The organism is uncultured Sphingomonas sp. (assembly GCF_902806265.1).
In the GTDB taxonomy this organism is placed as follows: domain Bacteria; phylum Pseudomonadota; class Alphaproteobacteria; order Sphingomonadales; family Sphingomonadaceae; genus Sphingomicrobium.
In genome coordinates this window covers 1-23815 of the sequence record NZ_CADCVZ010000008.1, presented here as the reverse complement: position 1 = coordinate 23815, position 23815 = coordinate 1, and the positions used below count along the sequence as shown (strand labels likewise).

General features: G+C 68.8%; 24 protein-coding genes. 11 read left to right on the top strand and 13 right to left on the bottom strand.

Annotated features, from left to right (window positions below; translation table 11 throughout):
• Window positions 1–160: 160 nt before the first annotated feature.
• From recF to QZX62_RS02245, 8 genes are all read right to left on the bottom strand, one after another.
• Window positions 161–1219, bottom strand: a complete 1059-nt coding sequence (gene recF / locus QZX62_RS02280) for a DNA replication/repair protein RecF (protein WP_294171827.1) — start codon at window positions 1217–1219, stop codon at window positions 161–163.
• A gap of 1 nt (window position 1220) precedes the next feature.
• Window positions 1221–2162: a septation protein IspZ gene (locus QZX62_RS02275; RefSeq protein WP_294171824.1), complete on the bottom strand. Its 942-nt coding sequence runs from the start codon at window positions 2160–2162 to the stop codon at window positions 1221–1223.
• Window positions 2162–2485, bottom strand: a complete 324-nt coding sequence (locus QZX62_RS02270; protein ID WP_294171821.1) for a hypothetical protein — start codon at window positions 2483–2485, stop codon at window positions 2162–2164. The genes QZX62_RS02275 and QZX62_RS02270 overlap by 1 nt, the downstream gene beginning before the upstream one ends.
• The gene (gene dnaN / locus QZX62_RS02265) at window positions 2485–3588 is read right to left on the bottom strand and encodes a DNA polymerase III subunit beta (protein ID WP_294171819.1); all 1104 of its coding nucleotides are present in this window, start codon (window positions 3586–3588) and stop codon (window positions 2485–2487) included. Before dnaN ends, QZX62_RS02270 begins: the two co-directional genes overlap by 1 nt.
• A gap of 127 nt (window positions 3589–3715) precedes the next feature.
• Window positions 3716–4303, bottom strand: a complete 588-nt coding sequence (locus tag QZX62_RS02260; protein ID WP_294171818.1) for a fasciclin domain-containing protein — start codon at window positions 4301–4303, stop codon at window positions 3716–3718.
• Between the two features lie 60 nt (window positions 4304–4363).
• Window positions 4364–5542: a hypothetical protein gene (locus QZX62_RS02255; RefSeq protein WP_294171817.1), complete on the bottom strand. Its 1179-nt coding sequence runs from the start codon at window positions 5540–5542 to the stop codon at window positions 4364–4366.
• 112 nt (window positions 5543–5654) lie between these two features.
• Window positions 5655–6923 carry an MFS transporter gene (locus QZX62_RS02250; protein ID WP_294171816.1) on the bottom strand — a complete coding sequence of 423 codons (1269 nt, stop codon included), beginning with the start codon at window positions 6921–6923 and terminating at the stop codon, window positions 5655–5657.
• Between the two features lie 49 nt (window positions 6924–6972).
• Window positions 6973–9519: a TonB-dependent receptor gene (locus tag QZX62_RS02245; protein WP_294171815.1), complete on the bottom strand. Its 2547-nt coding sequence runs from the start codon at window positions 9517–9519 to the stop codon at window positions 6973–6975.
• A 131-nt stretch (window positions 9520–9650) separates the two neighbouring features.
• On the opposite strand from QZX62_RS02245, the gene QZX62_RS02240 reads away from it, so the two are divergent.
• Window positions 9651–10313, top strand: a complete 663-nt coding sequence (locus QZX62_RS02240; RefSeq protein ID WP_294171814.1) for a TetR/AcrR family transcriptional regulator — start codon at window positions 9651–9653, stop codon at window positions 10311–10313.
• Here the strand turns inward: QZX62_RS02240 and QZX62_RS02235 are convergent.
• The 3 genes from QZX62_RS02235 to QZX62_RS02225 form a co-directional block, all read right to left on the bottom strand.
• Window positions 10310–11470 carry a class V aminotransferase gene (locus QZX62_RS02235; RefSeq protein ID WP_294171813.1) on the bottom strand — a complete coding sequence of 387 codons (1161 nt, stop codon included), beginning with the start codon at window positions 11468–11470 and terminating at the stop codon, window positions 10310–10312. The two genes, QZX62_RS02240 and QZX62_RS02235, sit on opposite strands and share 4 nt — an antisense overlap.
• Window positions 11467–12201 (bottom strand): tryptophan 2,3-dioxygenase family protein, encoded by a 735-nt coding sequence (locus QZX62_RS02230; RefSeq protein WP_294171812.1) that lies wholly within the window; start codon window positions 12199–12201, stop codon window positions 11467–11469. Before QZX62_RS02230 ends, QZX62_RS02235 begins: the two co-directional genes overlap by 4 nt.
• A gap of 64 nt (window positions 12202–12265) precedes the next feature.
• Window positions 12266–12730 (bottom strand): outer membrane protein assembly factor BamE, encoded by a 465-nt coding sequence (locus QZX62_RS02225; RefSeq protein ID WP_294171810.1) that lies wholly within the window; start codon window positions 12728–12730, stop codon window positions 12266–12268.
• Between the two features lie 108 nt (window positions 12731–12838).
• On the opposite strand from QZX62_RS02225, the gene QZX62_RS02220 reads away from it, so the two are divergent.
• The 6 genes from QZX62_RS02220 (at window position 12839) to QZX62_RS02195 (ending at window position 17892) form a co-directional block, all read left to right on the top strand.
• Window positions 12839–13351, top strand: a complete 513-nt coding sequence (locus QZX62_RS02220; RefSeq protein WP_294171808.1) for a ubiquinol-cytochrome C chaperone family protein — start codon at window positions 12839–12841, stop codon at window positions 13349–13351.
• A complete protein-coding gene (locus tag QZX62_RS02215; RefSeq protein WP_294171807.1) occupies window positions 13348–13866 on the top strand; it encodes a YceD family protein in 519 nt (172 codons plus the stop codon). The genes QZX62_RS02220 and QZX62_RS02215 overlap by 4 nt, the downstream gene beginning before the upstream one ends.
• 55 nt (window positions 13867–13921) lie before the next feature.
• Complete coding sequence (locus QZX62_RS02210) at window positions 13922–14833, top strand: sulfite exporter TauE/SafE family protein (protein WP_294171806.1); 912 nt, start codon at window positions 13922–13924, stop codon at window positions 14831–14833.
• A gap of 6 nt (window positions 14834–14839) precedes the next feature.
• On the top strand, window positions 14840–15598 hold the full coding sequence (locus tag QZX62_RS02205; RefSeq protein ID WP_294171804.1) for a TIGR02186 family protein: 759 nt from the start codon (window positions 14840–14842) through the stop codon (window positions 15596–15598).
• 72 nt (window positions 15599–15670) lie between these two features.
• Window positions 15671–17356: a DUF87 domain-containing protein gene (locus tag QZX62_RS02200; RefSeq protein WP_294171802.1), complete on the top strand. Its 1686-nt coding sequence runs from the start codon at window positions 15671–15673 to the stop codon at window positions 17354–17356.
• A gap of 149 nt (window positions 17357–17505) precedes the next feature.
• Window positions 17506–17892, top strand: a complete 387-nt coding sequence (locus QZX62_RS02195) for a UrcA family protein (protein WP_294171800.1) — start codon at window positions 17506–17508, stop codon at window positions 17890–17892.
• Between the two features lie 16 nt (window positions 17893–17908).
• On the opposite strand, the gene QZX62_RS02190 is transcribed toward QZX62_RS02195, so the two are convergent.
• Together QZX62_RS02190 and QZX62_RS02185 are read right to left on the bottom strand one after the other, a co-directional pair.
• Window positions 17909–18463, bottom strand: a complete 555-nt coding sequence (locus tag QZX62_RS02190; RefSeq protein WP_294171799.1) for a PilZ domain-containing protein — start codon at window positions 18461–18463, stop codon at window positions 17909–17911.
• 88 nt (window positions 18464–18551) lie between these two features.
• The gene (locus QZX62_RS02185; RefSeq protein WP_294171798.1) at window positions 18552–19976 is read right to left on the bottom strand and encodes a M23 family metallopeptidase; all 1425 of its coding nucleotides are present in this window, start codon (window positions 19974–19976) and stop codon (window positions 18552–18554) included.
• A gap of 106 nt (window positions 19977–20082) precedes the next feature.
• Between QZX62_RS02185 and QZX62_RS02180 the strand changes: the two genes are divergently transcribed.
• The 4 genes from QZX62_RS02180 to QZX62_RS02165 form a co-directional block, all read left to right on the top strand.
• Window positions 20083–22572: a helicase-related protein gene (locus QZX62_RS02180; RefSeq protein WP_294171797.1), complete on the top strand. Its 2490-nt coding sequence runs from the start codon at window positions 20083–20085 to the stop codon at window positions 22570–22572.
• Complete coding sequence (locus QZX62_RS02175) at window positions 22573–22857, top strand: RNA-binding S4 domain-containing protein (protein WP_294171796.1); 285 nt, start codon at window positions 22573–22575, stop codon at window positions 22855–22857.
• Window positions 22858–22887: 30 nt separating this feature from the next.
• Entirely contained in the window at window positions 22888–23226 is a 339-nt protein-coding gene (gene fdxA, locus QZX62_RS02170; RefSeq protein ID WP_294171795.1) for a ferredoxin FdxA, read from the top strand.
• 35 nt (window positions 23227–23261) lie between these two features.
• On the top strand, window positions 23262–23815 hold a 554-nt coding region (locus tag QZX62_RS02165), incomplete at its 3' end, for a MipA/OmpV family protein (RefSeq protein ID WP_294171793.1).

The window sequence follows — 23815 nt, the reverse complement described above, 5'->3', positions numbered from 1 at the left end:
ACGCAAGCGCACCCGGGAGAGGGGTGATCAAAGAACCCCGCGTGATGTGGAGAACTTCTTGGGAGAACCGAGGCACGGGCCGGTCGCATGACCGATCACGCCGCTTTTCTGCGCCTCGCTGACGGCTGATATAGCGAACCGTGCGGAAAAGTCCACCTGCTCAGGTCGGGTGCGCGGTTCCACCCTCCACGCGGAAGCGGCTGGCCTGCTCCACGCCGTCGAACAGCGCCGCCTCGGTTGCCGTCATCCATACCTGCCCGCGACCCTGCAACCGCCCGAACAGCGCGGCCCGCCGGCCTGGATCGAGGTGGGCGGCAACCTCGTCGAGCAGCAGGATCGGCGGCTCGCCGCGCCGCTCGGTGACCAGCTCGGCATGGGCCAGCACCAGCCCGAGCAGCAGCGCCTTCTGCTCGCCCGTCGAGCTGCGCGCTGCAGGCTGACCCTTGGCGCGGTGGGTGACGGCAAGGTCCTGCCGATGCGGGCCCTCCGTCGCCCGCCCAGCCGCGGCGTCGCGACCGCGGTTGGCGCGCAGCATTGCGGCAAGGTCGCCGCCCGACCAGCCCGCCAGCGCGATCTCCGCCCGGGCGAAGCTGTCGTCCGGAGTGGCCGCCAGCCGCTGCCCAAGCGCCTGCACGGTGCGCGCTCGCGCCTCAGCCAGGGCCGCGCCATGCTCGGCGCTTTCCGCCTCCAAGGCCAACAGCCAGCCCGGGTCGGCGCCATCCGGCTCCGCCAGCAGCTTGTTGCGTGCCCGCATCGCCGCCTCGTAGCGCGCGGCATGATGCGCGTGGCCCGGCTCCAGCGCGAGTACCAGCCGGTCGAGGAAGCGCCGCCGGTCGCCGCCCGGACCGCTGAACAGCCGGTCCATCGCGGGCGTCAGCCACAGCACCGACAGCCACTCGCCCAGCGAGTTCACCGCGGCCGCACCGCCGTTGACCCGCACCTGCCGCCGCTCGGGCGCGGCGGCAAGCGTGCCGGTGCCGAGGTCGGTCCCGCCCAGCCGCGTGGCAATCGCGAAACTGCCCGGTCCATCGCCGCGCGCCATCTCGCCCAATGCCGCGCCGCGCAGCCCGCGCCCGGGTGCAAGCAGCGACACCGCTTCCAGGATGTTGGTCTTGCCCGCGCCATTCTCGCCGTGGAGGCAATTGAAGCCCGGCCCCGGCTCGATCAGCAGCTCGCGGTAATTGCGGAAGTCGGTGAGCGCGAGGCGGCTGAGCGGCACGTCACGCCGTGGCCGGCAGCGGCGGACGGGACCGCGCCCACTTCACCGCCACCAGCACTCCGGCCATTACCAGCGGCAAGTCGAGGAACGTGGTGTAGAACAGCCAGGCGTCGGTGGAGACCAGCCGCACCACCGCGAAATTGGCCAGCGCGGTGAACACCCCTAGCACCCCCATCGCGATCGCCAGCCGGCGCTCGTCGATGTCGGTGTAGGCAAGGTAGCGGTTGAGCCCGTGCCCGAGCCGCCGCCCGCGCAGCACCAGCCCGTCGAACAGGAAGCAGGCCGCCCCGATCAGGCCGACGATGGTGGAGCGCTGCTTGATCAGCTCGTCGTCCTCGAAGGCGATGGCGAACCCTGCGGAGATCAGCAGCATGACGATGCCGAACATGGCCAGCCCGCCCAGCAGGTCCACCTTCACGAACCGCTGCGCGATCACCAGCGCAATGCCGATCGCCGCGCCCACCAGCGCCGCAGTCCTGAGGTCGGTCAGCTTGGCGACGACGAAGAACAAGAGGCCAGTGGCGATGTCGACGATGATCGGCACCTTGTTGCGGCTGAGCTTGTCGATGTCGTACGCGGCCTGCCCGTCCGCGGTCTGCTGTGCGATCATCTTCGCGGCGCGTGCCGGGTAGGCGATGCGCCGGCCGGGATGGCTTTCGTGTACGAGCTGCCCCTCCACGCGCACGGCGATCCCGGCGTTGGTCCAGCTGACATACCCCGCCTCGACGTCCACCGCGCGGCCGTCGGGCAAGCTCGCATGGAGCCGGTGGTTGCGCACCGCCTCCGGACCCGCTGCCGGCGTGAAATCAGTGGCGACCTCCTCGCCGTCGATCCACAAGCTGCTGGTCAGGCCCGACAGCCGCGCGTCGAGCAGCACCAGTCCCTCGTGAAAGCCCACGCAAAACGGCCGCTTGTAGAGCCACATGCGAGGGCCCGTCGTCATCAGCTCAGCTGCTCGCGCCGCTCGATGACCTCGAAATGGGCGGCCCGCTCGTCCCAGCGTCGAAGCACCGCGCGAGCCGCCGCAGGAACATGGCTGACGGCATAATCCTCATCCATGAAGGTGCGGATCGACGCCAAGCTGTCGAACCACATGAGCGTCTGGAACTCGGTCTCAGCACCAAGCTCGCGGCGCATCAGATCGATCGCCCGAAAACCCGGGACGCGGTGCGCCTCGATGCCGGGGATGACCTCTCCGCGAACGATGCGCTCGTAAGCATCGGCACCCTCGGGCGCCGTCCACCCGCGCCACAAGCGGCAGATCATCACACCCGCATCGGCATCAGCACGTATAACGCGCTGCTCTTGTCATTCTCGCGCAGCAGGGTCGGCGCGGCGGCGTCGGCCAGGTGCACCTCCACGCTGTCGCCCTCGATCTCGTGGAGGATGTCGAGCAGGTAGCGGGCATTGAAGCCGATCTCGAGCCCGTCCGAGCTATAGTCGGCCGGCAGCTCCTCGGTCGCGAGGCCGTTCTCCGGCGAGGTCACGGACAGGGTCACCCGGTCGCGGTCGACGCTCATCTTGACCGCGCGGGTCTTTTCACTGGCGATGGTGGCGACCCGATCGACCCCGGCCGAGAAGGTCTTGGGGTCAAGTTTCAGCAGCTTGTCGTTGGCGGTCGGGATCACCCGGTTGTAGTCGGGGAAGGTGCCGTCGATCAGCTTGCTGGTCAGCACCGCATGGCCGAGCACGAACCGCACCTTGGTCGGCGACAGCGACACTTCCACCGTGCCTTCCACCTCGTCGAGCAGCTTGCGCAACTCAGCGACGCACTTACGCGGCACGATCACGTCCGGCATCCCGTCCGCCCCGTCCGGCTTGGGCACGGTCACCCGCGCCAGCCGGTGGCCGTCCGTCGCCGCGGCCTTAAGCTGCTCGTCCGCCACGTGGAGGAAGATTCCCATCAGATAATAGCGGGTTTCTTCGGACGAGATAGCGAAGCGGGTCTTGTCGACGATCTGGCGCAGCGTCGCGGCAGGCAGCTCGAAGCGGGTCGGCAGGTCGCCTTCGGCGATCACCGGGAAGTCGTCGCGTGGCAGGGTCGACAGGTTGAAGCGCGCGCGGCCCGCGACGACCTGCATCTTGCCCTCGGCGGCAGAAAGCTCGACCTGGCTCCCTTCGGGCAGCTTGCGGACGATATCGAAGAAAGTGTGCGCCGACACGGTGGTGGCGCCGGGCTGGGAAACGTTGGCCGACACGCTTTCATCCACCTGCAGGTCGAGGTCGGTCGCCATCAGGCGGATGGAGCCGTCCTCCCGCGCGTCGAGCAGCACGTTGGACAGGATGGGGATGGTGTTGCGTCGCTCAACCACCGACTGGACGTGGCTGAGGGTCTTCAGGAGTGTCGCCCGTTCGATCGTCGCCTTCATCGCGCCCTTCGCCCTTTGCCCCTGGTCGAGCACCGCGGGACCCGCGCGCTCGCTGTTCGCGGCTCGTTATAGCGAGCGGATTGGACCGTGCCAGTGGCAACACGCCGGGTTGCCGGGCGGCGAAGACTCAGCTCGGCCGGGCAGGCCTCGTCGCCGGCAGCAGCACGCCGTCGATCTGGTGCACGACCCCGTTGGTGGCCAGCTTCTCCGGCCCGGTGAGCGCCACCTGCCGCCCGGCCTGGTCCGTCAGGATTATGCGGTCACCCTGGCCGGTGGCCGTGACCGTCTTGCCCGCCATCGTGGCGAGCACCGCCTTGCCGCCGCCGTTCTGGATCGCCCGCTGCAGGTCGGCACGCAGGATGGTGCCGGGCAGGATGTGGTAGGTGAGGACCGCGGTCAGCTCCGGCTTGGCCGCGGGCTGCATCAGCCGTTCGACCTCGTCCTTCGGCAGCTTGGCGAAGGCCGCGTCGGCGGGCACCAGCACCGTATAGGGCCCCGGCCCCGTCAGCGTGGCCTGCAGCCCCGCCGCTTCCACCGCCTGCCGGAAGCGGGCCGATCCCGCCACGGCCTGCGCGAGGTTACCGGACGGCGCAGCTGCGGCCTGCGTATTGTTGGCAGTGGCGGCCGCATTGTCGCCGGCCTCGTCCGCCTGGCACCCGGCTAAGGCCGCGGCGGCTGCGGCGGCTGCGGCGGCGATCGCGATACGCTTGTACATGCTTCTGCTTCCTTGCCGCGAGGGGGCGAGCAGCGCGGCCGCTCGCCCCCTTCTCAATCCCTAGACCAGCGCCTGGATCACCGCTTCGATCAGGCGGGTCTTGGGATCGACCTGGTAGATGTACCCATCGTTGTACCGGTACATATTCTCCGGCGAGTCCTGATACTCGTCGCGGTATGCGTAAGGCACATTGTATACATCGTAGCCGGCCGGCAGCGGCTGGCCGATCGCCAGGTCGCCCGCGAGCAGCTGCACGATCGAGTCGATCAGCCCCGACGACTGGTCGACCCGGTAGATGGCGCCGTCGCCGTAGCGGTACATCCAGTCGCCTTCGTCCTGGTAGTAGTTCTGGTACTGCGCGGGCACGTTGTAGAAGCTGACGTAGTCGGTCGGGTAAGGCTCTCCGATGGTGAAGTAATCGGACTCGTAATCCGCATAGTCGAACAGCGGCATGTAGCCGTCGACCCGTCCGTCGTCGCGGTCGACCCGGTAGATCCAGTCCTCACCGGCGCGATAGAGATGATCGTCCGTGTCGGGGTACCAGTTGCGGTAGTAGGACGGCAGCACGCTCGTCGCGAACGCCGCGGGTAGTGCCCGGCCGACCAGCTTCTTGGCCTGCCCCGGGGGCAGGCAGCCATTGCCTTTCTTGGCCAGGCCCGGCGGGCAGTTGCCGTAGGAAGCGGTATAGCGGTCGCCATCGTTATACCTTGATAAGTAGGCGTCGCGCCGGACCCGGTCGTCGTAGCGGATGTCGCGGTCGATCAGATGGTCGCCGTTCAGGCGGACGACGTCCCGCTGGGCCTCGCGGCTGTCCCGGCGGCGGTCCTCGCGGGCGAAGCGGACCGGCTCGCGACGCTCAACCTTGCGCTCGGCCTTGGCCTTGCCGCCGCGCTCTGGACCGCGATCGGCGAACCGCTCGATCTGCTTGGGTCCGCGCCCCTTGGCTTCGCGCCGCTCGGCGGAGCGGAACTCCTGCTTGCCGCCGCCGCGCCGGTCTGCCTTCGCTGCTTTGCGATCGCCGCCGCCGCGTGCTTTGTCGCCGCCGCCACGCCGGTCGGCCTTGGCAACCTTGCCGCCCCCAGCGCGGCGCTCGGCCTTGTCCTTGCCGCCGCCGCCGCGCTCGACCTTGGCGGCATGCCCGCCGCCCCCACCCTTGCCGCCTTTACCGCCCTTGTCGGCGGCTGCCGGAACTGCTGCGGCCAATGCTGCCGCGCCGGCCAGAAGCCAGATGTTACGCATGAGGGAACTCCTTTCGGATTGGCAACGGTCAGGCAAGCACCTCCGTTCCGGCGCTCGTCGATCACGTCCCTCCTTTGGACCCTTGCAGGTGAACGGCGGATTTCCGCGCCTTTCAGCTCCCGTTATCGTCCACCCAATCGGCCCGCAGGCGGCGGATAGCGAAGAACATCAGCAACGCAGCGACGAGGTAGAAGCCAACCACGCTGACCGCGGCATAGCGTAGTGCTTCCGTCCCGAAGCGCTCCTTGAACAGCTCGGACAGCGCGCCGATCAGCGTCGGCCCGACCCCCAGGCCGATGAGATTGTTGATCAGCAAGAAGCTGGCCGACGCGGTGGACCGCATCGGGCGCGGCACCAAGTGCTGCACGGCGGTGGTGACCGGTCCCAGCCACAGGATGTTGAGTGCATTGGGGATCAGCAGCAGCGGCCAGGCGACCCACGGGTTAGGCACCAGCAGCCCGACGACGAAGGTGGGCGCGGTGATCAGCCAGGCGATCGCCGGTAGCTTGGCATACCAGGTCCGGTCGCCCTGGCCGAGCCGGTCCGCCAGCCACCCGCCCGCGAACACCCCGGCCGTTCCTCCGATCAGGAAGATGGACGCGAGGAACTGGCCGCGCTCGATCAGGCCGAAGCCGAAGCTGCGCTCCAGCACCGTCGGAGTCCATAGCGCCAGCCCGTAGCCCGCGAGCGAGCTGAACGATGCGGCAAAGGCCATCAGCCAGAAGGTCGGTTTCCGGGCGATGATGGCGAAGGTCTGGGACAGGGGAACGGACGTGCTCGCGTCGGACCGCGAGCCGGGCAGGTCGCGCACGTAGATGAGCATCACCGGCGCCAGCAGCAGGCCCGCAACGCCCATGGCGATGAACGCGGCCCGCCAGTCGATCCATGCCGCCAGATAGGCGCCGATCAGCGTTCCGCCGGCCAGGCCAAGCGGGATGCCCAACGAAAAGATCGCCAGCGCCCGGGCCCGCCGCTCGGGCGGGAAGTAGTCGGCGATCAGCGCATAGGCCGGCGCGACGCCCCCTGCTTCTCCAACCCCCACGCCCAGCCGGTAGAAGAACAGCTGGCCGAAGCTGGTGGCGGTCCCGCACAGCGCGGTGAACCCGCTCCACACCGCGAGCGAGGCGGCGATCACCCGGCTACGGCTGGTGCGGTCGGCGAGCAGGGCGAGCGGCACTCCCAGGGTGGAGTAGAGCAGCGCAAAGGCAAGCCCTGCGATCGCGCCGAACTCGGCATCGGTCAGCTGCAGGTCCTTGATGATCGGTCCGGCGAGAATGCCCAGGATCTGCCGGTCGAGGAAGTTGAAGATGTAGGCGACCAGCAGGAAGCCGAGCACCAGATTGGGGTTGCGGCTGGCGGCGGTCGAGGGCTGTTGCATCATCGGAGAGGTGGCACGGGGCGCCTGCCGCGGCAAGCGCCCCGCTAGCGCCTTAGAAGTCGAACTGCAGCGACAGGAAGACCTGACGCGGGCTGCCGTAGAAGGCGGTGACCACGCCTTCCCGGCCGAGCGACGGGGCGACCCCCGGAACGCCGAAGTTCGGGTTCGGAACACCGCCTGGCAGCAAGGGCGCTCCCGATAAGATCGGCTGGCCGGTCACCGGGTTCACCGTCAGGAACTGATAGCCCGAGGTGATGTAGCGCTTGTCCGTCAGGTTCTTGCCGTGAAGCCCCAGCCGGACGCGGTCGCCGGGGAAGTTGTAGATGAGGTTGGCGTCGAACAGCGTGTAGCCCGGCTGATCGAGGTACGGGCTCGGCGTCTCGAACTGGAACGTCTTGCTGCGGTAGGAGGCGGTGGCGTTGCCCGACAGCTCGCCCGCGCCCACCGGGACCGAGAAGTCCACCGTGCCCGACGTCGTCCACTTGGGCGTGTTCTGGATGCGGCGGAAGTCGGCCACGTCGATCGGCTGGCCGGGCGAGGTCGGCGCCGGGTTCCCCTCTTCATCGAAGAAGGCGACCTGGGTGATGAACTCCTTGTAGCGCGCCTTGAGATAGCCGAGCGTGCCCGAGAAGTTCAGCCGTGAGCCCGGTCCGGCGAAGTCGCGCAGCAGGGCCGCGGTGCCTTCGAATTCCAAGCCCTTGAAATTCGCCCGGCCGGCGTTGGTGGTGACGCCGACGAAGGTGGGGACCCCGTTGATCACCGCTCCGACTGAGCCCGGCACCTGCACGTCCTTGTAGTTGGCGTAAAAGCCCGCAACCGCGAGCCGCAGCCGCCGGTCGAACAGGCTCGCCTTGTAGCCAAGCTCGTAGCTGGTGACCTTTTCCGGCTCGAACAGGAAATAGTCGAAGATCTCGTCGGCTTCCCGCGCCCCATTGCCGTTGAGGTCCGGCGCGGCGGTGGACAGGCCGCGCGGATCGAAGCCGCCGCCTTTGAAGCCTTTGGCGAAGCTGGCGTAGAAGGTGTTATTGGCGTCGGGCTCGAAGCTGATCGACGCCCGCGGGGTGAACTCCTTGAAGGTCTCCTCGCCCTGGAAATCGGAGGTGAGCAGCCCGAGCTGACGACCGGTCGGGTTGGTCACCGGGTTGAAGATGCCGTTCACCGGCGATCCGCCAAGCTCGGGCGACGCCCCGAACAGCAGGTTGCGGCGGATCACGGTCGCTTCCCGCTTGTCGTTGGTGTAGCGCCCGCCAACTGACACCGAGAGCTGGTCGGTGATGTCGTAGGAAAAGTCGGCGAATACCGCCCAGGTCTTGGTGTCGACGTCGCCGAAGGTGGACGCCGTCAAGCCCGGCAGAATGGCAGGCGCGGTAGTTGCCAGGATCACGTCGAAGATGTTGTTGGCATTCGCCTTGAGGTAATAGGCGCCGACCAGGCCGCTCAAAGGGCCGCGATCGACCAGCAGCTGCACTTCCTGGCTGAATTGCTTGTTGCGGTAGATGGCCGGCACGTCGACGTCCGCTGCCGGCAGCGCGTCGAAGTCGATCGGGGTCGAGCTCTTGTCACGGCGGTAGGCGGTGATCGAGCGAAGCTTCAGGCCATCCGCCAGACCGATTTCGCCGTGCAGCGCCAGCCCGCCGCCCTTCACTCTCTGTTCCGGGTCCTCCAGCCCGCCCCGGCTGTCGAACTCGTCGTCCAGCACCGGGAACTCGAACGGCGCAAGTTGATCGGGGATCAGCCGGTGCCCGCCGCGCGGGTTGCTGTTGTCCCAGGTGTAGTCGCCCGACAGGCGGAAGAAGATCGTGTCGTTGGGCTCGAACTCCACCGTCCCGCGGGTGGCATAAAGGTCGCGGTTGTAGTTCTCTTCACCCGTGGTGAGGTTGTCGCCGAAGCCGCCGCGGCTGAGCCGGGCGAACGCGCCGCCGACCGCCAGCCCCGGCGCCACCGGCACCGATGCCGAGACGACCAGGTCGGCCTGTTGGTAGGTGCCGAGATTGGCGCGGAGCGTCATGCGCGGGTCGTCGCCCAGCCGCCGCGTCACATACTTCACCGCGCCGCCGATGGTGTTGCGGCCGTACAGCGTGCCCTGCGGTCCGCGCAGCACCTCGATCCGCTCCACGTCGTAGATGTCGAGCAGCGCGCCTTGCGGACGGTTGAGGTAGACGTCGTCGATGTAGATGCCGACGCCCTGCTCGAACCCGGCGACCGGGTCCTGCTGGCCAACGCCGCGAATGAATGCGGTCAGCGTGGTGTTGGTCCCGCGCGAGGTCTCAAGCGTGACGTTGGGGGTGGTGTCGCCAATATCGGTGATGTCCAGCGCGCCCTGCCGGTTCAGCTGCTCGCCCGAATAGGCGGTGACCGCGATCGGCACATCCTGCAGCGTTTCCTCGCGGCGCCGCGCCGTGACCACGATTTCCGTGTCGCTGCCGGTTGCAGACTCGTCCGTGGTCTGGGCGTTGGCCTGACCCGGCTCGGGCTCGGCGCTCGACTCGTCAGGCGCGGGTGCGGGGGTCGCCTCCTGCGCGGCGGCGGGCGAAGCCACGGCAAGCAGGGCGGCAGCCGATCCGAGCAGAACGGCACGGGTGCGAATGGTCAACTTCATCAATGTTCCCCCTCCAGGGCCCCAAGCAACGGCGTCGGCCATTGCACTCAGCTCGCAAGCTGCGTAATGAAAGTTGAACCGACTTTCAACTTGCTGTCAAGTCGAGAGGCGCGGGGAGCGGGGGATCGCCGATGAGCAGCAGCGGGCCTGAGGTTGAAACGCCGGATGCGAACGCGCTGGACGAGAGCGCGTCCTGGGCGAGCGACGGCAAGGCCCCGCGCACCGCCCGCGGCGCCCGTACGCTGCGCAAGATCCTCGACGCGGCGCTGCACGAGTTCGGGGAGCGCGGCTTCGCCGACAGCTCCATCGTCGGCATCACGACCCGCGCGGAGGTGGCGCTGGGCACCTTCTACACCTATTTCGACAGCAAGGAGGCGGTGTTCCGAGCGCTGGTCCGCGACATGTCGCTACAGGTCCGCGACAGCGTTGCACCCTCCCTCGATGGAGCGACGGACGCGCTGGACGCCGAGCGCCGCGCCCTTGCAGCCTTTTTGCGGTTCGTGCGCGGGCACAAGCAGGTCTATCGGATCATCGACGAAGCAGAGTTCGTCGACCCCGAGGGCTTCCGCAGCCACTACGAAAGCACCGCCGAGCGCATCCGGGGGCGCCTCAGCGCCGCCACGGGCCGCGGCGAGCTGCGGCCCGTGGCGCCCTTGGGCGAGGAAGTGACCGCCTGGGCGATCATGGGAGCCAACGTCTTCCTCGGCCTCCGCTTCGGCGTGTGGGGGGACGAGGATGAGGAGGCCGTCGCCGAAGCCACCAACCGCCTGCTGCGGGGCGGTCTGACCGCCTAGCCGAGGTTCGCGGCGAGACGCGCGAAGGCGCCAATGTCCTCGAGGTCGTGGTACAGGCCGAGCCCGACCCGAAGCACGTCGCCGCGTACGTCGGTGACGCAGCCTCGCGCGGCGAGCTGCCGCTGCCACTCGGCCGCTCTCGGAGAGCGAAACGCCAGGAAGCGGGCGTGCGCTTCGCTTCGGAGCGGGTTGAGCAGCTCCGCCTCGCCCAGCGGAGTGGCGAGGACCGCTTCCACCAACTCCGCTTGCAGCGCCGCGACATGCTCGCTGATCGCACCGGTGGTAAGCCCGTGCTCCGCCTGCATCCGGCGGATTGCGTTGAACCGGTACAGCGCCGACGGATCGAACGTCGCCCCCATGAACCGCATCGCGTCCTTGGCGTAGCCCACCGTGCCGGGCGGCAGGGTCAGGTCCTCGAACTCGGCGAACCAGCCGGTGATCGGCGGGCGCGGGCCGAAGCCGGGCGGGCAGTGCATCAGCCCCATGCCCTCGCCGGCCATCGCATATTTGTAGCCGCCTGCCAGGTAGAAGGCGCCAGCCGCGGCCGCTGGTCCGAGCGGCCGCTCCAGCGCCATGAAGCTATGGTAGCCGTCGATCACCACCCACGGCCCCTCTGGCCGTGCCAGCTCGGCCAGCTCCCCGGCCCGTTCAAACAGCCGCCCGGTCCCAAACAGCAGCTGGCTGACGAGGATCATGTCCGCCTCGCTTGCCCGCGCCGCCGCAAGGAACCGCTCGGAAAAGCCATCGCCCTCCGCGGCCACCCGCTCCACGTGGAGCCAGCCGTCCTCCTCCCAGCGCGCGAACTGCCGCCGCGCGCTGTGGAACTCGCCGTCGCTGATGAGCACCCGCAGCCTGGCCGAGTCGCGCCGCGGACACGCCGCCGCCAGCCGGATCAGGAAGTCGTGGGTGTTGGCCGCGAACACGATAGCGTCCGCCATCCCGCTGCCGAGCTCATCGGCCACATGGGCCTGCGCCTCGCGCCAGACCTCCCCGGTGATCCGGTCCCACTTGGCATCCGCCAGCCGCGCCGCGTCCTCCCAGCACTCGACCTGCCCGGCGAAACTCGCATCCGGCCACAGATGATGGCTGTGCGCCGCCAGGTGCAGCCGCCCGGGCGCGGCATGGAGGCTGCGCGAGAACAGATGCTTGAAGCTCATAATTCGGTACGTAGCGACCAGAGCTCGGGAAAAGCGCGCTTGGACAGGGTCGATTCGAGGTACTTCACCCCCGCCGAGCCGCCGGTCCCGGTCTTGCCGCCGATGATCCGCTCCACCGTCAGCACATGCTTGTGGCGCCAGCCGGCCAGCGCATCGTCGACGTCGACCAGCTTCTCGGCCAGCTGGTACAGCTCGAACCAGCGGTCCGCGTCGCGATACACCGCGAGCCAGCTCTCTGCCCCCGCCCGCTGCCGCGCCGCGTCCGCGACGTCCCACAGGCTCGGGCCTTCGAGCGCCGCCCGCAGCCGCCCCTGCCCTTCGGACCCGCCTTCATGATAGTCGAGGAACCTGGGATCGCGAATGCCGAGCCGATACTCCAGCTCGCGGAACTGCGCCGACTGGAAGCCCGACGAGGTGCCGAGCACGCCGCGGAACTTGCTGTAGTCGACCGGGGTCAGCGTCGCCAGCACGTCCCACGACAGCGTCATGACCGACTGAATGCGGCTGACCCGCGCCAGAGCCTTGTAGGCCGGTGCGAACCGCTCCTCGCCGATCAGCCGCACCGCCAGCTCCACCTCGTGGAGCATCTGCTTGAGCCACAATTCCTTGGTCTGGTGGATGACGATGAACAGCATCTCGTCATGCAGCGAGCTCAGCGGCCGCTGGCAACCGAGCAGTTCGGGCAGGTGGAGATAATCGGCATAGCTCATGCCGGCGGGGGTCGCGGTCATGGCCGCCGGCTTAGGCGAAAACGGGGATGGCGGACAGCCTCGCTCCCCCGCCCCGGCGCGGAGCTTACTGCCCGCGGCCCTGGCTGGTCTGGCCGGGCAGGCCGCCGCCGTTGACCACGCCGATGTTGCCGAACAAATCCTCGAAGAAGCTGTTCTGCCGGCCGAGCGTCGGGGTCTGCTTGCCGTAGGGATCGATCGAGGCAATCTGCTCCGGCCCGGTGCGGTCGACTCCGGCCACGTTGCCCGCAGGGTCGAACCGCACCCGCAGCACCGTCTGGTCGGTCACCCGCGGCAGCCGGAACGCCAATGCGTTGGTCGACCGGGCCACATAATACCATTCATTGTCGTTGAACTGGCCGGTGAAGGTCGGCCGCCCAAGCGTCTTGGCCACCGAATCCTTGTTGTCGACCCCGACCTGGATCGCGGAGGTGAGCTCCTTGTCGAGGATGTAGCCCTTGCTTTCCCGGTAGCCGGAGCAGCCCGACACCGCGAGCAGCAGGGCCGCTGCCCCAATCAGTCGAACCGTCATCACACCCACTCCTGTCGGCCAGCCCTTGCCTCGAACAAGCGCCGGCTCAATATCCGGATGGCCCCGGCTCATGCAAGTGCGCCGCCTACGCTGAACGGAGACTGACGAATGGCATCGCTGATGCGCTTGTTCCGCGCCGAACCGCGGGGGGCCAAGCCGCTCTACGACCAAGTGGTGGCCCGCGCCCGGCAGCCGCACTGGTTCCGCGAGGGCGAGGTGCCCGACACGGTGGAAGGCCGTTTCGCGATGCTCGCCACTCTGCTCGCGCTGGTGGACCTGCGCCTGGAGGCGGGCGGCGAGGCGGCGCGCTTCGCCAGCATCAGCCTGGCCGAATGCTTCATCGACGACATGGACGCCGAGCTGCGGCAGATGGGCACGGGCGATCCCGTCATGTCCAAGAAGGTCGGCAGCCTGGTCGGCGCGCTCGGCGGGCGGGTCGGCGCCTGGCGCCGCGCCATCGCTGGCGAGGAGAGCTGGCCGGCGGTGATCGGGCGTAGCGTCTACCGCGAGGGCCGCGTTTCCGAGGAGGCGCGCGACTATGTGGAGCGTCAGCTGCGGCTGTTCTGGGCGGCGCTGGAGGCACGGACCGACGAGGCGCTGGTCGGCGGAACCCTGCCGTGAGCGAGTTTGCCCACCATTTGCCGCTCGCTCAAGTCCGCGACGGCGAGCGGCGCGACCTCCATGCCGACGAAGCGGAGCGCCAGGCCATCGCCGAACGACTCCGGTTCCCGAGCCTAGGCCGCTTCGACGCGCACGTGACCTTGACCCGCGACGGCGAGAAGGTGGGGGCGACCGGGCGGATCAAGGCGCAGCTCGAGCAGAGCTGCGTGGCCACCGGGGAACCCGTTCCGGTCGCGGTCGACGAAGCCTTCGAGCTGCTGTTCCTGCCCGAGCCTGCCACGGCGGCCGACGAGGAGGTCGAGCTTAGTGAAAGCGACTGCGACGTGGTGTTCCACGACGGCGCGGCGATCGACCTCGGCGGCGCGCTGGCCGACACGCTGGCGCTGGCGCTCGATCCCTACCCGCGCTCCGCCAATGCCGAAACGACGCTGCGCGAGGCGGGCGTGCTGAGCGAGGAACAGGCGGGGCCCTTTGCGGCGCTGGCCAAGCTGCGGGGCGCGACCTCGCCGCAATAGTTCGCTCCACCGCTTTGCGGTCGCCGGTCCGTGCCGCTAGACCCCTGGCAAGCGCATGGACATCTACCTTCCGATTGCCGGCATGTCGGTCAACGCACCGCTGATCGTCGCACTGGGGCTGCTGGTCGGCATCCTGTCGGGCATGTTCGGGGTCGGCGGCGGCTTTCTCACCACCCCGCTGCTGATCTTCTACGGCATTCCGCCCAGCGTCGCGGTCGCCTCCGCCACCACCCAGATCACCGGCTCCAGCGTATCGGGCGTGCTGGCCCACATGCGGCGCGGCGGCGTCGACCTCAGGATGGGCGCGGTGATGGTCGCCGGCGGCCTCCTCGGCAGCCTGGCCGGTGCCGGGCTGTTCCGCCTGCTCCAGGCTTCGGGCCAGATCGATACGGTGATCGGCCTCATGTATGTGCTGCTGCTCGGCTCTATCGGGGTACTGATGCTGCGCGACGCGGCGCTGGCGCTCGGCTGGATGCAGCCGGCGGAGAACGCGTCGCCTCGGCCGCGTCACAACCGCTGGATCGCCTCACTGCCGCTCCGCTCACGCTTCTATGCGTCGGGCCTCTACCTGTCGCCGATCGCACCGCTCGCCCTGGGGTTCATCGCCGGCATCCTGACCGTGCTGCTCGGCATCGGCGGCGGGTTCATCCTGGTGCCTGCGATGATCTACCTGTTCGGAATGGCCGCCCGGGTGGTGGTCGGGACCAGCCTGGTGATGATCCTGGCGGTCAGCGCGGCCACCACCATGATCCATGCGCTGACTACCGAAGCGGTCGACCTCGTGCTTGCCGCGCTGCTGCTGGTCGGCGGGGTGATCGGCGCCCAGTACGGCGCGCAGCTCACCACCCGGCTGAAGCCCGACCTCCTGCGCCTCAGCCTCGCGGTGATCATCATCCTGGTGGCCCTGCGCATGGCGTTCGGGTTGACCTACCGGCCCGACGAGATCTTCTCGATAGAGTATCTCTGACCGGCAATGTGGCGCGCTCTCCTCCTCGCGCTGGCCCCCTTGCTGCTCGCCCAGGCGAGCCCCAAGCTGGTGCCCGACATCTCGTCGCGCGCGGTCGAGATCCAATACAGCTTCACCGGCGCCGAGCTGCTGCTGTTCGGCGCCATCCTCTACCCGGGCGGCCGGGTTCCACGCCGTCCGGCCGATGTGGCGGTCGTGCTCAAGGGACCGGTGCAGCCGATCACCGTGCGCGAGAAGCAGAAGATCGCCGGCATCTGGATGAACGCCGACAGCCACCGCTTCCGCTCCGCCCCGGGCTTCTACGCGGTCGCTTCCTCCCGGCCGATCGACGAGCTGGTCAACGAGCGTACCGCCGCCATCTACGAACTCGGGCTCCAGAACCTGCAGCTGTCGCCCGGTGGCGGGGCTCAGCCCGACAAGGAACGGCGGTTCGAGACCGGACTGCTCGACCTGCGCCGCCGGGAGGGCCTGTACGTCGAGGATCCGGACGGCGTGGAGATCAGCGAAGACGTCCTCTACCGTGCCCGCATCTTCATCCCCAGCCAGGTGCCCGTCGGCACCTTCACGGCCGAGACCTTTCTAATCGACCGGGGCAAGGTCATCGCCGCCGCCACTCGGGAGATCACTGTCGACAAGTCGGGCTTCGAGCGCTTCGTGGCCGAGTCCGCCGATCGCTACAGCCTGCTTTATGGCCTTGCCGCGGTGCTCCTGCCGCTGCTGCTCGGCTGGGCCGCGGCCGAGCTGTTCCGCCGCCGCGGCGCCTGAGGTTCTAAGCACAATCTTAACCGTAACGGCATTAGCCATCGGCCGGACAGCTCAGCAGCCCGGAAACCGTTCATGACCGACCAGCCAAACCTCAAGCAGTTCCTCACCGAGCTGTCGACCTACACCGACGAGGACGCCACCGCCGGCCATGTCCCCGCACCACAGCAGCCGCAGGCGGCGATCGGCCAGGTGCTGGAGATCGCCGGCTCGGGTTCCCGCATCCGCCTGGACGTCGAGCGGCTGACCGCGTTGCAGGGCAACGACGATCCCTCGCTCGCCATGTCCGGCCAGGTCGGCAGCCAGGTCAAGATGGAGGTGTTCGGCAGCTGGCTGATCGCCAACGTCCGCACCATGAAGCAGGGCGAGAACGGCACGGTGATGGCCGCCATCGACTTCCTGGGCGAAGGCAGCCGCGACAGCTCGGGGCGCATGACCCACTTCCGCCGGGGCGTCACCCGCTATCCGATCCCGGGCTGCGCGGTGCACCCCGTCACCACCGAGGACCTTCGCTCGGTGTTCGCCGCCAGCGATAGCGCCTTTGTCGAGATCGGCACCGTTTATCCGACAGACGACATTCGCGGCGCGCTCTACATTGACCCGATGCTGTCCAAGCATTTCGCGGTGCTGGGCTCGACCGGTACCGGCAAGTCGACCAGCGTCGCTCTGATCCTCCACCGCATCTCGCAGTACAGCCCGGAGGGTCACATCGTGATGATCGATCCCCACGGCGAGTACAGCGCCGCATTCAAGGGCTGTGGCGAGCTGTTCAACGTCGACAATCTCCAGCTCCCCTACTGGCTCCTCAACTTCGAGGAGCATTGCGAGGTGCTGCTGACCACCGATGGCGCCGAGCGGCAGCGCGACGCCGACATCCTCGCCAAATGCCTGCTCGCCGCACGGATGAAGACCAAGGCCGCCGAAGGGGCGGGCAAGGTCACGGTGGACAGCCCCATTCCTTACCTGCTGACCGACCTCAACCAGATCCTCGTCGGGGAGATGGGCAAGCTCGACCGCGCTGGCGACACCACGCCCTACCAGCGGCTCAAGAACAAGCTGGACGAACTCCGCGCCGACCCGCGCTACAGCTTCATGTTCTCAGGGATGCTGGTGTCCGACTCGATGGGCAGCTTTCTTGCCAAGCTGTTTCGCCTGCCCGCCAACGGCCGCCCGATCTCGATCGTTGACGTGTCGGGCGTGCCGTCGGACATCACTTCCGTCGTCGTTTCGGTCCTCGCCCGCATGGTGTTCGATTATGCGATCTGGTCGCGGACGGAAGCGCAGCGCCCATTGCTGCTGGTCTGCGAAGAAGCGCACCGCTATGTCCCCAAGGACGAAAATGCCAAGGGGCAGGCCGTCCGCAAGATCCTGGAGCGGATCGCCAAGGAAGGCCGTAAGTACGGCGTGTCGCTGGGCCTCATTACCCAGCGCCCGTCCGACCTTGCCGAAGGCGTGCTGTCGCAATGCGGCACCATCATCTCCATGCGCCTCAACAACGACCGCGACCAGGCCTGCGTCCGTGCCGCCATGCCCGAAGGCGCCCGCGGCTTCCTCGACGCCATCCCTGCGCTCCGCAACCGCGAGTGCATCGTGTGCGGCGAAGGCGTCGCCATCCCCATCCGCGTCCGTTTCGATGACCTCGAGCCTGAGAAGCGGCCAGCGTCGAGCGACCCGAGCTTCGCGGCGCTGTGGCGGGAGACCGGCGGCGAGGCGGAGATCATCGGGCGCACCATCAAGCGCTGGCGCGGCCACGGCAGGTAGCCGACATGCCGCGCTGACAACGGGTGCTTCGGAGGCAAGTTAAACCCGCCTTAACTATGCTTGTTGTGAGTTGAAGCTTGCATTATCAAGTTCGCGAGTCGAGCGTGGCCTCTAGCGCACGCCGACGGGGCTAGCTTGGGGTGGCGGCTATGTTGAGCTTAACCGGAACATTGGGCATTTTGGTCGCTTCGGCGCTTGGGGTCGGATCACCGGCAACAGACCAGGCTGCCAGTCTGGCGGAAGAACCGTCCGAGACCATTATCTACGGTCAGCGCCCTGCCGCTCTTACCCGCCGGGTGTCTTATCAGGATCTGGACTTGCGTACCAAGGCTGGTGAGCGGCAACTTCTGCGCCGGGTCAGCGCCGCGGTTGTTCGCGGGTGCCCGTCCGATAGCGTGCTTGAGAAGCACCATTGCCGAAACTTGGCATTGAGGCGGGTGCGCCCTCAGGTCAAACAGGCCGTGCACAATGCCCGCAACATGGTCGGCTTCGTTCGTCTGACCACCATGTTCATCACCATTCCCGAGTCCGAGTAGCGCTCGGGGGTAAGCTTCAGATCACCCCTACGCCCCACAGCAGCACCGCCCAGATCGCACCCGATCCGGCGGCCAGGCCCACCATGATCCGCCCGCGTACATGCAGGGGAAGGCGGTCATACTCGGCGAGCGGCTCACCCACGGCCTCGGCCGCGGCCTTCTCGCCGCCGGTGTAAGCCAGCTGCCGCTGCACCCGCGCCTGCAGTTCCTGTACCGGGGCCGGGCTCGCTGCCTCGGGCCGCACCCCGGGCCGGTCGCTCCGCAGCAGCGCCGCGCTGATCGCCGCCTGGGGCAGGGTTTCGTCGAACCGGCAGCCGACAAACCGCCCGCTGCTCCACACCGCCTCGGCCGGGAACTTGCCAACCTCGGGCAGCTCGACGCTGAGCTTCTGGCCGACAGCCAGGGCTTCGTCGGTTTCGATCAATAGGCCGGTCGGCGACAGGTCGTGGATGACCATGGCCGCCGAACCGCTGCCCGCGGTCGCCGCGACTTCCAGACGGAGGGTCCGGCGAGTGGAGCGGCGTGGCCGGGCGGCGGCGCGGCCGTCGTCGAGATAAGCAACAAGACCCACGGTCGTCTCCTTCACCTGGACGTTGGCCCCTTGGCGGTTAACAATTTGTTGCGCTTGGCGGCGTTCAGGTCCGCAATGGAGGCTTCCCTCATGCCCCGAGCAGCGCTTTCAGCCGCGTCCGGATCGCCTGCATCTCGCCCGCGTCGACCGGCCTGACGCTCGCGAAGCGCACGGAGAGCGGGTCCACGGCGACGCCGTTACGGATGGTCTCGTAATGAAGGTGCGGTCCGGTCGACAGTCCGCTTGACCCGACATAGCCGATCAACTGCCCCGCGCGCACCGCGCCTCCGGCGTCCACGATGATTCGGCTCATGTGACTATAGCTGGTTAGCAGGCCATCGCCATGGGCGATCCGCACCTGCCGGCCATAGCCGCCCGCCCAGCCGGCGCGGACCACCTGCCCGTCGGCCGCCGCCACGATCGGTGCGCCCCAGCCGGCGCCGAAGTCAATGCCGCGGTGCATCCGGGCAAAGCGCAGGATGGGGTGGACCCGCCGTCCGAAACCGGAGGTGATTCGCCCCTGCACCGGCCATTGCAGCCCCGCGCTCGACGGGGCCGGCCGCCCGGCGTTGGCCGCGTCGACCCATCCCAGCCGCCCCCCGACCGGCCAGCGCAGCAGCTGCACGGCGGCACCGCTGTTGCGCTCCAGCCCCGCGTAGAGCAGCGGCCCCGCGATGCTCTCGCCCGACGCGGCGCGGCGGTTGGCGAGCACCAGGTCGAACCGGTCGTCCGCGGCCACCTCGCTCCCCACCTCGACCGCGGTCGCCAGCGCCTGCAGGTAGGCCGCCGCCACTTCCGGCGAGGCGCCGGCCGAGCGCAGCGACCAATAAAGCCCGCCGCCGACCCGCCCGCGGATCCGCAGCGGCGCCGTGTCGATCGGGATGGCGGTCCGCACCAGCGCTAGGCCGCCCCCGCCGCGCTGCACGGTCAGCTTGAGGTCGAGCCCAGCGCGCAGGCTAACCTGCTGCACCCGCCGCCCGCTTGCCCCCGCCTCCCCCAAGATGATTGCCACGCTCGTGCCGGGCGCGATCGCCCGGCCCGCACCCGCGATCAGCCTGGCCGTTTCTGCCGCATCCCCAGCGGCGGCACCGCTCCGCAGCAGCAGCCGGGCGATCCCTTCACTTGCGCCAAGTGTCGCGAACAGGGACAGCGAGGTCCGCCGCGGCACGCTCAGCAGCGGCCGCACCGCCTTGGTCTCCAGCATCTCCAAGCCCGTATCCGAGCCTTCGCTCAGCGGAGCGATCGCGAGCGCCTGCCATTGTTCCAATTGGACCGGCTCCAATGGAGCCGGCCGTCCGCCGGGCAGCGGCTCCAGCCCGGGCGCGAGCAGCGCCGCGCTCGCCGTGAGCGCGAACAACGTCAGCAGTCCGCACCACCAGCGCGGCGAAAACAGGTCGGCACCGAGATCGACGATCAGCCAGCCGGGCTGCGGCCGCTGCACCGCTATACCGAAACTCCTCGGCATGGCGGTGAGCGGCCGACCCCCCTGCGGAACGATCGGCGAATAGAACAAGCAGACCCTCCGCTCCCCGGCGGGCCTTGTCGGTAAGATTGGTTAACAAAGTCCTAAGAACGTTGTTCGCTTGCACTTTCCCGGTCGATGCCCCCACATCGGGTGCATGGCGACTGGCGGCGACGCTTCGGTCCGGGCAATCCTCGGCCCCACCAACACCGGCAAGACGCACCTGGCGATCGAGCGGATGTGCGCCCACTCCTCTGGCGTGATCGGCTTCCCCTTGCGGCTGCTGGCGCGCGAGGTCTACGACCGGGTGGTGGCGATCAAGGGCGCGGCGAGCGTCGCGCTGCTGACCGGCGAGGAACGGATCGCGCCGCCCACCGCCCGCTACTGGCTGTGCACGGTCGAGAGCATGCCGGTCGAGCAGGACTTCGCCTTTTGCGCAGTCGACGAGGCGCAGCTCGGCACCGACCCCGAACGCGGCCATGTCTTCACCGACCGGTTGCTCCGCGCCCGTGGGCGGGAGGAAACGCTGATCCTCGGCTCCGCCACCTTGAAGCCGCTGGTCCGCGAACTGATCCCGCAGGCCGAGGTCGTCAGCCGGCCGCGCTTTTCCACCCTGCGCTACGCCGGCTCGGCGAAGCTTTCCCGCCTGCCGCCGCGCTCGGCCATCGTCGCCTTCTCCGCTGAGCAGGTCTACGCGCTGGCCGAGATGCTGCGCCGGTTCAAGGGCGGCGCGGCGGTGGTCATGGGCGCGCTCAGCCCCGCCACCCGCAACGCTCAGGTCGCCATGTTCCAGCGCGGCGAGGTCGACTATCTGGTCGCCACCGACGCCGTCGGCATGGGGCTCAACATGGACGTGACCCATGTCGCCTTCGCAGGGCTGGAGAAGTTCGACGGCCGCCGCGCCCGCCGGCTGACCGTACCCGAGATGGCGCAGATCGCCGGGCGCGCCGGCCGCCACCAGCGCGACGGCAGCTTCGGCACGCTCAGCCTCGGCGGCGAGGCCGCGCCCGAGTTCAGCGACGAGGAAGTGTTCAGCATCGAGAAGCACCGCTTCCGCCCGCTCGACCATCTCTACTGGCGCAACCCGGCGCTCGACTTCACCGACGTGCGCGCGCTGATCCGCAGCCTGGAGGCGCCCAGCACCGACCCCGTCCTCCGCCCCGCGCCGCTGAGCATCGACCTCGCCGTGCTCAAGCTCATTGCCGAGGACCCCGCGACGGCCGCGCGCAAGGGAGCGCAGGCCAAGCGGCTGTGGGCGGCCTGCGGGCTGCCCGATTTCCGCAAGGTCGGGCCGATGCACCACGCCCGGATGATCCGCCGCGTGTACAGCTACATTGGTGAAGGCGGGCATATCCCGCACGACTGGTTCGCCGCCGAGGTCGCCCGGCTCGACAATGTGCAGGGCGACATCGAAGCGCTAGCCGATCGGCTCGCGGGGGTGCGCAACTGGGCCTACATCGCCCACCGCTCCGACTGGCTCAAGGAGCCGGCCAAATGGGCCGAGCGCACTCGCGACGTGGAGTCCCGCCTGTCGGACGCGCTGCACGAGCGGCTCACCCAGCGCTTCGTCGACCGCCGCACCGCCGTGCTGGTCCGCGACATCGGCGCGCGCGGGGCCGACGCCCTGCCGGTCACGGTCGCCGCCGACGGCGAGGTCAGCGTCGGGCCCGAGCCGATCGGCCACCTTGCCGGCTTCGACTTCACCGTCGATCCCTCTGCCCGGCTGGCCGACAAGCGCCTGCTGCTCGCCGCGGCCGAGCGCCGCCTGGGCGACGAGCTCGACCGCCGCGCCCGCGAGCTCACGGAGGCCGCCGACGAAAAGTTCGCCCTGTTCGCCGATGCCGGCAGCGACGTGGGCGTGACCTGGGACGGGCACCTGCTTGCCCGGCTGGCACCTGGCCGCTTCCTGCGCGAGCCAGCCTTGCGCACTGTCCGCGCCCTGGATCGCTTGTCCGCCCCCCGCCGCGCGGCGCTGCGTGAGCGGCTGGAACGCTGGCTCGAAGCCATGCTCCAGCGGCACCTCGGCGACCTCCAACGGATCGGCAAGGCGAGCGCCGACCCGGCGCGCTCACCCGCGGTGCGCGCCTTGACCGCGATGCTGGCCGACGCTGGCGGGATGCTGCCGCGTAAAGCCCTGCTCGACCCGATCGGCCAGCTCAGCAAGGAGGACCGGGCCGATCTCTACCGCCTGCGGATCCGGCTTGGAGCCCTGGACGTCTTCGTGCCTGCCTTGCTCAAGCCCGAAGCGCAGCGCTGGCGCGCGGCGCTACTGGCGGTGCGCACCGGTCAGTCGATGCCTGCCCTGCCGCCGCCCGGCGCTGCCACCCTCGACGGCAGCGCCGACCCGCGCGCTGCCGCGCTCGCCTACCGCCGGCTCGGCCCCACCTGGCTGCGGGTCGATCTTGCCGACCGCCTGGCCGCACACGCCCACAAGGTCCGAGGCGCCGGCGGCGAAGACCCGGTCGACCGGCCCCTCGCCACCTCGCTCGGCCTGCCCGACGAAGCGCTCGCCCGCCTCATGGCCGAGGTCGGCTTCCGCAGCGAAGGCGAGAGCTGGAAGTGGCGCGGCCAGCGGCGCAGACCTGAGCGACAGATGCCCGATCGCCCTGGCAATGCCTTCGCCGCGCTGGCTGGGCTGAAGCGCTAGATGCGCATCGACAAGTTCCTGTTCTTCGCCCGCCTGATCAAGAGCCGGACCCAGGCCCAGGCCCTGCTCGACGAAGGCCGCACCCGGATCGACGGCCGCCGGGTGGAAAAGCCCAGCGACACGGTCAAGCCGGGCAGCGTGGTCGCGCTGCCCTTGCGTGGGCAAGTGCGGATCATTCGGGTGCTCGGCCTACCCGAGCGCCGCGGCCCCGCGCCCGAAGCCCGCACCTTTTACCAGGAAATCGCCGAGGGCAGGGGCGTTGACGCAGCAGGCGGCGCGGCATAGCGCTTCGTCACCAAGGGAGCACATGAGCACATGACCTACGTCGTCACCGACGCCTGCATTCGCTGCAAGTATATGGACTGCGTCGAGGTCTGCCCGGTCGATTGCTTCTACGAAGGCGACAACATGCTCGTCATCAACCCCAACGAGTGCATCGATTGCGGCGTGTGCGAGCCCGAATGCCCGGCCGAGGCGATCCTGCCCGATACCGAAAGCGGCAACGAGAAGTGGCTGGAGCTCAACGCCACCTTCTCCGCGCAGTGGCCCAACATCACCCGCAAGAAGGACAGCCCGCCCGACGCCGACGAGTACAAGGGCAAGCCGGACAAGTACGACGCCTATTTCTCGGCCGATCCCGGGACGGGCGACTGACGGCCGAGGCACGGCACCAACAGGGGACTGAGACCATGCGACTGATTGCGTGCGCGGCTGTGCTGGCCGCACTGATCTCCGCAAGCCCGGCCCTCGCCCAGGCGACTGATCAGGCGGTCATCCCGGAGCCGAACGCCGATCGTGACTATCTCAGCATCGGCGTGGGCGCGGCGCTCGTGCCCGATTATGAAGGTTCCGACGACTACCGCGCCATCCCGGGCCTTATCATCCGCGCCAAGAAGGGCGGCCTGACCGTCTTCTCCCGCGGCACCTACCTTTATGCCGACCTGCTCAACACGGACGGCAAGGTCGACCTCGACGCCGGGCCGATCGTAGGGGTTCGCCTCAACCGCACCGGCAAGATCAAGGACGACGCGGTGGACGCGCTCGGCGATCGCAACGCGGCGGTGGAGGTCGGCGGCTTCGGCGGCGTCACATTCAAGGGCCTGACCAATCCCTACGACTCGCTGAGCGTGCGGCTCGATGCGGTCAAGGACGTCGCCAACGCGCATGAAAGCTGGGTGCTGTCGCCGACGATCGACTTCGGCACGCCGCTGAGCCGCACCACCTATGCCGGCCTGTCGCTGTC